9 protein-coding genes and 2 pseudogenes are annotated in these 12,428 nt (G+C 65.3%); 6 read left to right on the top strand and 5 right to left on the bottom strand.

Annotated features, from left to right (window positions below; translation table 11 throughout):
- Positions 1–499: DUF4276 family protein (locus XAXN_RS13050; RefSeq protein WP_054319852.1), on the top strand; the 499-nt coding region annotated here is incomplete at its 5' end.
- Between the two features lie 228 nt (positions 500–727).
- Positions 728–2,941 (top strand): annotated as a pseudogene (gene yccS / locus XAXN_RS13045) (YccS family putative transporter).
- 134 nt (positions 2,942–3,075) lie between these two features.
- Here the strand turns inward: yccS and XAXN_RS13040 are convergent.
- Entirely contained in the window at positions 3,076–4,266 is a 1,191-nt protein-coding gene (locus XAXN_RS13040) for an MFS transporter (protein WP_054319851.1), read from the bottom strand.
- A 97-nt stretch (positions 4,267–4,363) separates the two neighbouring features.
- Between XAXN_RS13040 and XAXN_RS13035 the strand changes: the two genes are divergently transcribed.
- The 4 genes from XAXN_RS13035 to XAXN_RS13015 all read left to right on the top strand — a co-directional run bounded on the left by XAXN_RS13035 (position 4,364) and on the right by XAXN_RS13015 (position 8,471).
- Positions 4,364–5,266: a LysR family transcriptional regulator gene (locus XAXN_RS13035; protein WP_054319850.1), complete on the top strand. Its 903-nt coding sequence runs from the start codon at positions 4,364–4,366 to the stop codon at positions 5,264–5,266.
- A 68-nt stretch (positions 5,267–5,334) separates the two neighbouring features.
- Positions 5,335–7,257 carry an MFS transporter gene (locus XAXN_RS13030; protein WP_054319849.1) on the top strand — a complete coding sequence of 641 codons (1,923 nt, stop codon included), beginning with the start codon at positions 5,335–5,337 and terminating at the stop codon, positions 7,255–7,257.
- 459 nt (positions 7,258–7,716) lie between these two features.
- The gene (locus XAXN_RS13020; RefSeq protein ID WP_054319848.1) at positions 7,717–8,061 is read left to right on the top strand and encodes a CD225/dispanin family protein; all 345 of its coding nucleotides are present in this window, start codon (positions 7,717–7,719) and stop codon (positions 8,059–8,061) included.
- Entirely contained in the window at positions 8,061–8,471 is a 411-nt protein-coding gene (locus XAXN_RS13015; protein WP_054319847.1) for a DUF2752 domain-containing protein, read from the top strand. The genes XAXN_RS13020 and XAXN_RS13015 overlap by 1 nt, the downstream gene beginning before the upstream one ends.
- Before the next feature lie 80 nt (positions 8,472–8,551).
- Here the strand turns inward: XAXN_RS13015 and XAXN_RS13010 are convergent, their stop codons facing one another.
- From XAXN_RS13010 to XAXN_RS12995, 4 genes and pseudogenes are all read right to left on the bottom strand, one after another.
- The gene (locus XAXN_RS13010; RefSeq protein ID WP_054319846.1) at positions 8,552–9,442 is read right to left on the bottom strand and encodes a cobalamin biosynthesis protein; all 891 of its coding nucleotides are present in this window, start codon (positions 9,440–9,442) and stop codon (positions 8,552–8,554) included.
- Positions 9,443–9,515: 73 nt separating this feature from the next.
- A complete protein-coding gene (gene nudC, locus XAXN_RS13005; RefSeq protein ID WP_054319845.1) occupies positions 9,516–10,406 on the bottom strand; it encodes an NAD(+) diphosphatase in 891 nt (296 codons plus the stop codon).
- Between the two features lie 306 nt (positions 10,407–10,712).
- Complete coding sequence (locus XAXN_RS13000) at positions 10,713–11,975, bottom strand: lipase family protein (protein ID WP_054319844.1); 1,263 nt, start codon at positions 11,973–11,975, stop codon at positions 10,713–10,715.
- 338 nt (positions 11,976–12,313) lie between these two features.
- Positions 12,314–12,428 (bottom strand): annotated as a pseudogene (locus XAXN_RS12995) (IS481 family transposase); the annotation flags it as partial.

Below are 12,428 nucleotides of genomic sequence, written 5' to 3'. Positions count from 1 at the left end.
TCAGGACGGGGGGACGTCGGAAGGCAAGCAAGACTTAGAAAAACAACTGGAGCGCCGTATTCGCGGATACCAGAATCCACTAGCCCGATTCGTTATACTGAGAGACCTTGACAGCCACCCTGACTGTCGAGCGGTAAAACAAAATCTACTGGAAATTTGCAGACTTTCTGGAAAGATTCAATTCTGCCTAGTGAGAATCGCTTGCACGGAGCTTGAGACTTTCTACCTCGCCGACCTCGCTGCAGTCGGCATGGCTCTACAGATGAGTAGGCTTGCTTCTCATCAGAACAATCGCAAGTTCAGATCGCCAGACGCTATTGGAAATCCGAGTAAGGAGCTCAAGTTAATAACAGGCAACCGGTATCAAAAGGTGGCTGGCTCGCGGGAGATCGGGAAATACATTCAATTGGACAATGCTCGCTCTGCGAGCTTTCGCAACCTGATGACCGGCGTCAAACGAATGGAAGCGGAACTACTGGCTATTCCGACTGCAAGATAGACCGTCATTTGGTGGGCGCCGTCCCTCCGACCTGCAACCTTCAGCCGACCCCAGGGGCATACGCCTTCCATGGCAGCGACATCGACTGGCCCGCGAGCGCTCCGAACAATCCTGAGCATGTGCGGAGCCGGTTAGCAAGCCGCCCTACTGACAAAGAACTAGCCGTCGTCCACACCGGCGGCGCCGGGCTGCGGCAATAATGCCCGGGCTCCCTGCCTTGTAGAGACTGTGGCCACTCCCTCCTTCGAAACCCGCCTTAGCCGTTTGTGGGCCCATGAAAAGGCCAGCTATGGCCTGCGTGTGTTCATCGCGCTGGCGGTGGCGATGGGCGTGTGCTGGCACTGGCAACAGCTCACTGCGGTGCCGGCGCTGTTTCTGGGCGCCATTGCCAGCGCCATTGCCGAAACCGACGACAACTGGTTGGGCCGCATCAAATCGGTGCTGCTCTCGCTGCTGTGTTTCGCCGCCGCCGCGGCTGCGGTGGTGCTGTTGTTTCCGTACCCGTTGCCGTTCGTGCTGGGCATGGCGTTGGCCACCTTCTCGTTGACCCTGCTCGGTGCGCTGGGCGAGCGCTATGCCTCGATCGCGCAGGCCACGGTGGCCTTGTCGATCTACGCCATGATCGGCATGGACCAGCACGGCAGCCGCGATCCGCTGACCGCCTGGCACGGCGCGGCGCTGCTGCTGATCGGTGCCACCTGGTACGGCGTGCTGTCGATCCTGTGGACCATCCTGTTCGCCAATCGCCCGGTGCGCGAGCGGCTGTCGCGGCTGTTTTTCGAGTTGGGCCGCTACCTCAAGCTCAAGGCCGATCTGTTCGAACCGGTGCGCCAGAGCGACCTGCATGCGCGCCGGCTGGCCTTGGCCGAACAAAACGCCAAGGTGGTCGGCGCGCTCAATGCGGCCAAGACCGCCATCATGAGCCGCTTCGGCCGCTCGGGGCGGCCGGGCGTGCAATCGGGCCTGTATTTCCGGCTGTATTACATGGCGCAGGACTTTCATTAGCGCGCCAGCTCCTCGCACTATCCCTACGAGGCGCTGACCGACGCGTTCTTCCACAGCGACGTGCTGTATCGCTGCCAGCGCCTGCTCGCCCTGCAAGGCAAGGCGTGCGCGGCGTTGGGCGAGGCGATTCGCCTGCGTCACCCGTTCGATTACGGCGACAGCAGCCGCCTGGCCACCGAAGACCTGCGCCAGTCGCTGGATTATCTGCACGCGCGCGCCGACCCCGCACTGGCCCGCCTGCTCGGCGCGCTGGAACTGCTGGTGACCAACCTACAGAGCATCGAACGCAGGTTGTCGGAAGCGGCGCAATCCGATTCCACCAGCGACAACCTCGACACCCGGCTGCGCGATTCCTCGCCGCACACCTTGCGCGAAATGGGCGCGCGGTTGGTGCAGCAACTCACGCCCGGCTCGGTGCTGTTCCGCCACGGCCTGCGCATGGCCATCGCGCTGCTGGTGGGCTACGCCATCATGCAATCCATCCATGCCGACAACGGCTACTGGATCCTGCTTACCACCGCATTCGTGTGCCGGCCCAACTACGGCGCCACGCGCTTACGGCTGGTGCAGCGCATTGCCGGCACCTTGATCGGCCTGGTCGCCACCTGGGCGCTGATGCAGCTGTTCGCCGGCACCGAAGTGCAGCTGCTGCTGGCGCTGGCCGGCGCGCTGGTGTTCTTCATCACCCGCACCGATCGCTACATGCTGGCCACCGCCGGCATCACGGTGATGGCGCTGTTCTGCTTCAACCTGCTGGGCGATGGCTTCGTGCTGATCTGGCCGCGCCTGATCGACACCCTGATCGGTTGCGCGATTGCCGCGGCCGCCTCGTTCCTGATCCTGCCGGACTGGCAAGGCCGCCGGCTGAACCAGGTGATGGCCACGGTGCTGGCCAGCTGCGCGCGTTATCTGGCCCAGGTGCTGGAGCAATACGCCAGCGGCAAGCGCGACGACCTGCCCTACCGCATTGCGCGCCGCGACATGCACAACGCCGATGCCGCGTTGTCGGTGGCGTTATCCAACATGCTGCGCGAACCCGGCCGCTATCGGCGCAATCTGGATGCGGGCTTTCGCTTCCTGGCGCTGTCCAATACCTTGCTCGGCTATCTGTCGGCATTGGGCGCGCACCGCGCCGCACTGGAAGGCGAACACGATGCCACCATCGCGCAGGCCGGCGAGTATCTGCAGCGCGCACTGAGCGAAATCGCCAGCGCCCTCGGCCAACGCCAACCGCTGCCGGCGCACGACGAAAGCGAAGAACTGGCCACTGCCGAGGCGCTGGAACATCACCCCGTGCAGTTGCCGCCCAAGCAACGCCTGGTGCGTGACCAGCTGGCATTGACGCTGCGCCTGCTGCCCAAGTTGCGCGCTGCAGCGCTGGCAGTGACAACGGCACCGGCAGAGAACGCGCCGCATCTGGCGACCATCAAGGCCTAGCCGCCAGTGGTCGACAGGCATGGGCGCCACACCCACCGCCCATGCAGCCTTCATGCGGCATGCGATGTCGAACATGGTGATGCCGCGCAATCGCCCCTTCCGTGCGTTCGCTGCGTCCTCGCCACCAGTTGCGCTCACTTCCACTGCTTGCGCGCCTCGCTCAGGCCCACCCAACCCAACGCCGCTGCAGCCAGGACCGCGCCGCCGATCACCACACCCATCCACCCGGCCTGCGCATAGGCGGCCGTGCCCAACGTCGACCCCACCGCACCACCGATGAAATAGCAGGTGATGTAGGCAGAGGTGATGCGATTGCGCGCCGCCGGATTGCGCTGATAGATCACGCTCTGGTTGGTGATATGCACGCCCTGCACCGAAATATCCAGCAGCAGCACGCCCACGATCAGCAGCACGATCGACTGCGGCGCAAACGCCAGCAAGCCCCACGACAGCAGCAACATCGCCAGCCCGCCCCAGCTCACGCGGTCGCCATGGCCGTGATCGGACCAATGCCCGGAGCGATTGGCCGCCAGTGCACCGACCGCACCGATCAGGCCGAACAAGCCGATCGCCGCGGTGCCGTAGCCATAACTCGGCCCGGACAACAGAAACGCCAGCGTGGTCCAGAACATGCTGAAGCCGGCAAAGATCAGCCCGCCCAGCACCGCGCGCGAACGCAGCACCGCATCGTCGCGCAGCAGCGTCAGCACCGAGCCCACCAACTGCGGATACGCCAGTTGCGCATTGCCGGGATGGCACGGCAGCCCGCGCCACAACAGCCCGGCAGTGAGCAACAACGCGACCGAGGCTATCCAGTACACCGTATGCCAGCCGCCGACACCGGCGAGCACGCCGGCCGCGGTGCGCGCCAGCAAGATCCCCAGCAGCAATCCGCTCATCACCGTACCGATCACCCGGCCACGTTCGTTAGGCGCCGCCAGCGTGGCGGCGAACGGCACCAGGATCTGCGCCGCCACCGAGCTGGCGCCGGTCACGATGGTGCCGACCAGCAACATCGCAAAGCTGTGCGAACTGGCGCTCACCAACAGCCCAAGCGCGCTCAGTACGAACAGGCCCACGATCAGGCCGCGTCGCTCCAACCGGTCGCCCAGTGGCACAAGTAACAGCAGCCCCGCCGCGTAGGCCAGCTGCGCCGCGGTGACCACCGCACCGGCACTGCGTACCTGGATGCCGAACGCCTGCGCCAGCGTTTCCAGCAGAGGCTGGGCGTAGTAATTGCTCGCCACCGCCAATCCGGTGGCGGCGGCCATCAGCAGCACCAGGCGACGGGGCAAGGGCGGGTGGGAGGTGGGCCCGGTCTGCATGGCTGCTGCCTGGTCAAGGAATGTGCACAGTGTGGGCAGCCGGCAGCCATCTTTCCAATGTATTGTTTTCACCGTTGCCATCGTATTTCGAGATTGCATGCTGACCTTACGCCAACTGGAATTTGCCGTCGCCGTGGCCGAAGAAGGCGGCTTCACCGCTGCTGCGCGCCGCTGTAACACCGTGCAGTCGGCGCTCAGCCATCAGGTCGCCAAGATCGAGGAGACCTTCGGCGCACGCCTGTTCGAACGCGGCACCCGCCAGGTGCGGCCCACCGCCGCCGGCGAGGTGTTCCTGCACAACGCCCGCCAGACCCTGCGCGCTGCCGAGCGCCTGCACGAAGAAATGGCCCAGGCCCTGGGCACCGTGCGTGGCCGGCTTGCGTTGGGGCAGATTTCCTCGCTCACTACCGTGCAACTGCCGGCGTTGCTGCATCAGTTCCGCAGCGCGCATGCGCGGGTGGACGTGCATCTGCGCACCGCCATGAGCGAGGCCTTGCTGCACGATCTGGGCGAAGGCCGGCTGGATGTCGCCCTGGTCGGTGTCGGCGCGCAGCTTGCGGTGCCGGCGCAGCGCCTGCTGCTGCATGAAGAAGCGCTGGCCTTGATCGTGGCACCCGGCCATCGCTTTGCCGCGCACAAACGGGTGGCGCTGGCCGAGCTTGATGACGAACCGATGGCCGGACTGGTTCCCGGTGCCGGCGTGCGCGGCATCATCGATGCTGCGTTTGCGCAGGGGGGCCTGCGGCAACGCCAGCAGTACGAAGTCACCCATGCCGATCTGGTGCGCGAACTGGTCGCTGCCAACCTGGGCGTGGGCATCGTCCCGCAGACCATGGCCGGGGCCATGCGCGGCGTGGTCACGGTGGCCTTGAAGGAGCGCTACCGCTTTCTGACCTATGCGGTGTGGCGGCCCGACCCCAGCCCCGCCGCACGCGCCTTCGTGGCCTTGCTGCGCACCCAGCTCGCGCAACGCAGGCCACCAGCACGTAGAAGCCGCTGAGCACAGCCGCCATCCACCAGCACGCCATGGAAGCCTGCTAGGCTGCGCGCGTTCGCAAAGGAAACTGCATGTCCGGTCACAGTCAGTTCGCCCTGCTCAAGCAGCGCCGCTTCTTGCCGTTCTTCGCTGTCCAGGCGCTGGGCGCGTTCAACGACAACGTCTATCGGCAGGCCATCATCGGCCTGCTGTTCTATCTCGGCATCGATGCCGCCCAGCGCACGCTGTATACGAACCTGGCGCCGGCATTGTTCATCCTGCCGTACTTCCTGTTCTCCGCGCTGGCCGGGCAGATCGCCGAGAAGCTGGAAAAGCAGAAGCTCATCGTGATCACCACCACGATGGAGATCGCCATCATGTCGCTGGCCGCGGTGGGCTTCATCACCGAGAACATGGTGATCCTGCTGATTGCGCTGTTCTGCACCGGCCTGCAGTCCACGCTGTTCGGGCCAGTGAAATATTCGATCCTGCCCTCGGTGCTGAAGCCGGAAGAACTCACCGGCGGCAACGGCTTGGTCGAAATGGGGACATCGATTTCGATCCTGTGCGGCATGATCTTCGGCGGGCTGATTTTCCAGATCGCCGACAGGCATGGGCCGGAGGTTGCGGCCACCGCGGTGATTGCGATTGCGGTAACCGGCAACCTGGTGGCGCGGCTGGTCCCGCGCGTGGATGCCGGCGCGCCCGAGTTGAAGATCAACTGGAACGCCATCCCCGAATCGCGCGCCATCATGCGCCTGACCCGACGCACGCTGGCGGTGCGCAACGCGGTGCTGGGCGTGTCGTGGTTCTGGTTCATCGGCACCGTACTGACCGCGCAGCTGCCCACCTATGCGCAGCTCAACCTGGGCGGCCAGCAGGACCTGTACGTGTTCGCACTGGCGCTGTTTTCGATCGGCAACGGCGCAGGCTCGCTGCTGTGCGAACGGCTGTCCGGCCGCACCGTGGAAATCGGCCTGGTGCCGCTGGGCGCGTTCGGCATCAGCGCCTTCCTGCTGGACCTGTACTTCGCCCGTCCTGGTGCGGCACCGGTCGCCGGCCTGTCGATCGGCCAGTTCGTGCAGCAGCCCGGCAGCGTGCGGTTGATCATCGATCTGGTCGGCATCGGCCTGTTCACCGGTCTGTTCGTGGTGCCGTTGTTTGCGCTGATCCAGAGTCGCACGCCCAAGGCCGAGCTGTCGCGCGTGATCGCCGGGCTCAATATCCAGAACTCGTTGTTCATCGTGGCCGCGGCCGTCATCGGCATCGCGCTGCAGTTGCCGCCCGTGGTGCTGTTCGGGGTGCGGATTCCGCTGCCGGGCCTGAGCATTCCGCAGGTGTTCCTGGCGCTGGCGATCGCCAATACGCTGGTAGCGCTGTGGATCTTCACCCTGGTGCCCGAGTTCCTGATGCGCTTTCTCAGCTGGGTGCTGGTGAGCGTGTTGTACCGCCTGCGCGCGCGCGACATCGACGCACACGTGCCCGACGAGGGCGCTGCGCTGTTGGTATGCAACCACGTCAGCTACATGGACGCGCCGATCCTGTCGGCGGTGATTCCGCGCCCGGTGCGCTTTGTCATGTACTACAGGATCTTCCGCATCCCGGTGATGCGCTGGATCTTCCGCACCGCCAGGGCCATCCCGATCGCCGGCGCGCGCGAAGACCCCGCATTGATGCAGCAGGCCTTCGACCGCATCGATGCCGCCTTGGCCGATGGCGAACTGGTATGCATCTTCCCGGAAGGCGCGTTGACCAAGGATGGCGAGATCGCACCCTTCAAATCCGGCGTGGAAAAGATTCTGCAGCGCCGCAACGTGCCGGTCATTCCGATGGCGCTGCGCGGCATGTGGTCGAGCATGTGGAGCCGGCGCGACACGCGCCTGGGCCGCATGCGGGTGCCGCGGCGGATGCGCGCGCGGATCGAAGTGGTGGCAGGGGCAGCGGTTGCCGGCGATCAGGCCAGCGCCGCGCTGCTCGAACAACAGGTGCGCACGCTGCGGCAGGACCAGCCCTGAGCCAGCGGGTGCAGGCTTTGCGTCCATGGCGCGTGCGAGTAGCCTGTGCGCCATTGCACGCTTTGCCGCCGCAGCCGCCAAGCGGACGCGGCCGGCCGTACCGGGGGACGTCGTTGTGCTCAACATCATTGCGCCTGAGGCGTCTGCCCTGACCGGCGGGTGTCGCGCATTCCAGCGGCTGGCGGTGCCGGCAGCGATGGCCATGCTACTGCGTTGGTTCGCTGCGCAAGCGTGGAGTGCCAGTTCACACGCGCGAGCAAATATTCGGCACCGCGTCGCGCTGCTCGATGCTGCCGCTACCGACACGCTGGCGCCGCTCACGCTCGCGCCAGACCTCGCATGAGCGCCCTGCGGCCATCGTCAACGCACACCGTGCGCTTCGGCGCCGCGCATGGCGCCCGATAATCCACCCCACTCACCCATCAGTTCGCTGTTGTTTACCACCCAAGGAGCTTCACCATGAGTGCCATGCCACCGCCGATCCATCCCTCCTCCAGCGCCGCCCCCGGCCCGGTGCCCAATCACCTGATCTGGGCGATCGTCTCCACCGCGCTCGGCTTCTGCCTGTGCTGCCCGTCCCTGATCACCGGCATCGTGGCGATCGTGTTCTCCAGCAAGGTCAATGGCCTGCTCAACCAGGGCGATATCGACGGCGCGCGTCGCGCCTCCAATACCGCCAAGACCTGGTGCATCGTGACCAGCGTACTGGCTGCCATCGGCCTGTTGATCAATATCGGCATGGTGGCCACCGGCGGCATGCAGGGCTACATGGACTACATGCAGCAGTTGCAGCACACGCAGTAATGGAACTGCGTCCACGCCACTGGCTTGGACTGGGGGCGGCCACCAGCGTGGCCGCCCTTGGCGTGTCATTGCTGTATCGCTTCGATCCGAATGCGAGCAACAGCCCGTTCCCGCCCTGCGTGTTCCGTGCCGTCACCGGCTGCTATTGCCCCGGCTGCGGCATGACCCGCGCACTCTACGCGCTGGTGCATTTCGACCTGCCCGGCGCCTTCGCGATGAACCCTGCAGCGGTGCTCGGCCTGTTCACCCTGCCCGGCCTGATCGCCTGGAAAGCCGGCTGGCGCGCACGCTGGTTCGCCCCGGTGGTGGCCGTGATGTCCGAGCCGAAGTTATGGTTATGGGCCTTGCCGGCATACTGGATCGCAAGGAATCTGCCGTGGTACCCGTTTACGCTGCTGGCGCCGGGTTAGTCCGCAAATCATCGCGATGCGCCGACGTTCCCACATGGCCAGGCGCTACACATCCTTTTCGCCCGCCATGATGCGCGGCGCTACCGCACCCACCCCGCAATCACCAACAACGCCAGCACCACCAACCACAGCAGCAGCACGCGCCAGACCAGGCTCATCGCATCGCGTACTTCCGGCAGGCGGCGCCACACCGGCACCAAGCCCGAATCGGTGTAGTCGTGCGCTTCCTCGCGCAGCTCGGCGCTGACGCTGGCACGCGCCACCGCGCCCAGAAAATACGGTTCCAACGACCAGCGATTGCCGTGCGCCTCGCGCCAGGCACGGAACACGGTGTCGAAGTTACCCACCAGCGCCATCGACATCGTCATCAACTGCGCCACCGGCCATTCCAGTACCACCAGCAGCCAACGCGCGCCGGCCAGATTGCGGGGCGGCAGCAACACGGCCAGCGGGCTCTCCACCGCCAGGGCAATGAGCCGATACAGCACCGCGCCGAACGGCCCCAGCAGCAGAAACCACCACAGCACCGCAAACCAGCGCCGTAGACCATTGACCACCACCGCTTCCACCAGCGACGGCGCGTCTTCGTGCACGCTGCCGCCGGCGGCCTGCAGGTGCGAAATCGCTTCGCGCCGCGTGTGCGGCTCGTCGGCGTCGATGACCGCTTCCACATCGCGATCCAGATCGCGCGGGCCCCAGGTCCAGGTCAGCACCGCCACGCCGAACAGCAAGGCCAGAAAGCCATGCCAGACATCGTCCAGCAGCCACTGCACCAGCACCACCAGCAGCGCCGGCAGCACGGCCAGCAGCACGCCATAACGGCCCTGCCACACACCGCGCCCGGCCGCGTAACTATCCAGTCGGCGCAGCCATTGGCCGAACCAGGCGAAATTGCGCAGCCTGGCCACCTGCGCCGGCGCCAGATGGCCCAGCGTGAGTGCGACGACGACGGCAACCAGGGTGGTGAACATGGACAGGCCTCCTCAGCCGAGTCTAGCCGAGCGGACGCGAGCGCCGCTGCAACACCGCAACAGCCGGCCAGGCTCAGCCATGCGCACGATGCCAATGCTCGATCAACGCCCGCGCAACGGAGATGCGCGGCGGCAACCCGATATCGCCCTCACCGGCCAGCGCGGTGCTGACCTGCGCATGGCTGACCCAGCGCGCGTCTTCCAGCTCACCGGTGACCTGCGGCACCTCGGTCGCTGCGGCACGCGCGGTGAAGCCCAGCATCAGCGCGCCCGGGAACGGCCACGGCTGTGCGCCCAGGTAGCGGCAGTCCTGCACATGCACGCGGGTTTCCTCGAACACTTCGCGCGCCACGGTCTGCTCCAGCGACTCACCCGGTTCGACGAAGCCGGCAATCACCGAATAACGTCCCGGCGCCCAACTGGCCTGACGACCGAGCAGCAAGCGCGCACCATCGCTGACCGCCACGATGATGGCCGGGTCCACGCGCGGGTAATGCTCGGTCTGGCATTGCGTGCAGTGCGCAATGAAGCCGGCGCGCCGGAATGCGATCGCACCGCCGCAGACGCCGCAAAAGCGCGTGCGCGATTGCCAGTGCAACATGGCGCGTGCATAGGCGAAGGCGGTGGCGATGTCGGCTGGCCAGTCGGCAGCGGCCTGGCGCAGATCGATCCGCTGCGGCGCCTGCACCGCGACAATGTCGGCCGGCAGGCAGAACCAGCCAGCCGAATCACGCAGACCCAGGAAGATCGCGGCCTCCGGCCCGTCGGCAAGTGCCGCGCCATCCAGCAACAGCGGCTGGCCATCGGCATCGGCCAGCGCCGCGCCCTTGGCGTCGATCAACAGCGCACGGCCCTGCGGCCACAGACGCGCCAGGGCGTCGGGATCGTCACGCAGCACATCGCCGCGATCGAGCGGCGCGTGGGTGAAGGCAAAACCGGAAGATGAAAAAAGAGACTCTGACATCGGCGCAAGCCTGCCGATAATCGGCAGCGCCTGCAACCATCGTACGCACTCTAGCGAGCGCGCCTGAGATGCGTGTTCAGACGCGAACGCCGCTCGCGCTGGCCACTGGGGTGGAATGTGGTTCACGTCGAGACTGCACGCGCCCCGTCATGGGACCGCGCGTTGGTACGGCCATGTCAGGACACGCACGTTAGCCAATGGTCGTGGCAGTGCGCCGCACCGGCGGCAGTGAAGAACCATGCAGGCGCGGGCGTCGATACGCCCGCACCTGCACAACCTTCGGCAGCTCAAGTAGCGACCGCTGTGTCAGCGCTGCTTGTCCAACAGCTGGTGCCGCACCGCCACGATGCACGGTTCGTTCGTCAACAGATGCACGACGGCCGAGTTGTCGCTGGAGTTGCCGGTGCCGATATCCACCAACGCCACCTGGTTGCTGCCACGCCGCTTGAAGCTGGCGATGGCGGTCTGCGCGTTCTTGAGCGGAATGGTGGCATCGTTGGACGAACCACACAGCAGTGTCGGTGTTTGCGGCGCCCACGCCAGCAGATTGTTGCGCGCCAGATCCTGGCGGAATGGGTTGGCGGGGTTGCTGGCAAAGTCTCGGTAGAAGCCAGGCTGGAAATACGCCTTGAGTTGATCGATACCTGGCAAGGTGTCGCCGAGAAACAGATCGGCCAGGCTTTGCTCGCCCGGGAACAACGGCTCCACCCTGGCAGCCCACGGGTCCTGAAACACCTGCCCGGCCTCCAGATAGATGTTTTTATAAGTGTGCTGCATCGCGACGATGGCATAGCTGCCCAGGATGATGCCGAAGCTGCTTTCGCCTACCGCATTGCTGCCGCTCCAGCTGTCCAAAAACGTCTGCTGCAGCGCATAAGGCCCGGAGATCGGCGCGCTGGCCACCAGATGGAATTCCTTGGACAGATGCGCCTCTATCTCACGCTGGGTGGCCATCGCCGTGTGGCCGCCCTGCGAGTAACCCGACAGCATCACCTTGCCGGACAGCGGCGTGTTCAAGCGCTGCAACACACTGCGCGCCGCGCGCATCGCATCGATGGTCGCACTCGCCTCGGTCGCGGCGTGCAAGTACGGGTGATACCCGTAGTTGGACTTACCAAGCCCCAGGTAATCGCTGCTGACCACGACATACCCCTGGCTGGCCAAGCGCGTGACCAGTGGGTCGTTGCCCTTGGCATCGCGGATGTCCTTGGCCTGTTCCTCCGCGCGCTCCGTGCTGGTCGGACGCCCCCAGCCGAGCAACGGATACGGCCCGGTACACTGCTCGCCATCCGGAACCAGCAGCACGCCGGATGCGGTTGCAGGTTCGCCTTCGACACCGACGGTTGCATAGGTGAATTCGGCGACACGGACGTTGCATTTGGGCTGTTCGGCCTGCGACTCGGAGGCCAGCATCGCGCCGATCTCATCACGGGTGTAGCTGCTCAGGAAATTGCTGGTAAGCAAGGTACCGCGCGCCGGCGCGGCCTGCGCGCTGGGTGCAAGCACTGCGCTGGCGATGCCCAACATGGCCGCCAGGCCAAACGCCGATCGGAAGTTGATCTGCAACATGAGGTAATGCTCTCTTGGGGAAGGACGGAACAGACGCGCAGCGATTACCCAACCCCAGATCGATCCGGGTGCTCGATCGAGGTGCGGAAGGAGCGGGAGCGGTCACTGCGCAACGGCTTGGAACCGACGCAAGGCATGCCGTTTGCTTCAGCACGGCGCCTCACATGACCGGGACAAGTCAGTGTGAACAAGCGGCAATGCCTGGAGAAAACGCGCATATCGTGGCGCCAGCGGTAAGCACGCACGGAGTATGGTCATCTTGATCTGTGCACCATCGCGTACGCACGAAGCTGGCGCGCGCGCTGCGAAACCTGCGGCGCAAAAAGCGTCCTAGCGCGTTAGGTGTTCAGTCCCGGCATTAGATGGATCGGATTCACTTTGAACCGCTCGGGTTCGGATGTCCACTGCTTGCAGATGAATTCGTACGGTGTCAGACCCTTCAGAGCTTTGCGC

The organism is Xanthomonas axonopodis (assembly GCF_001304695.1).
Taxonomy (GTDB): Bacteria; Pseudomonadota; Gammaproteobacteria; order Xanthomonadales; family Xanthomonadaceae; genus Xanthomonas; species Xanthomonas axonopodis.
Note: the sequence above shows the minus strand (reverse complement) of the source record. Positions and strands in the feature narration are given on the sequence as shown.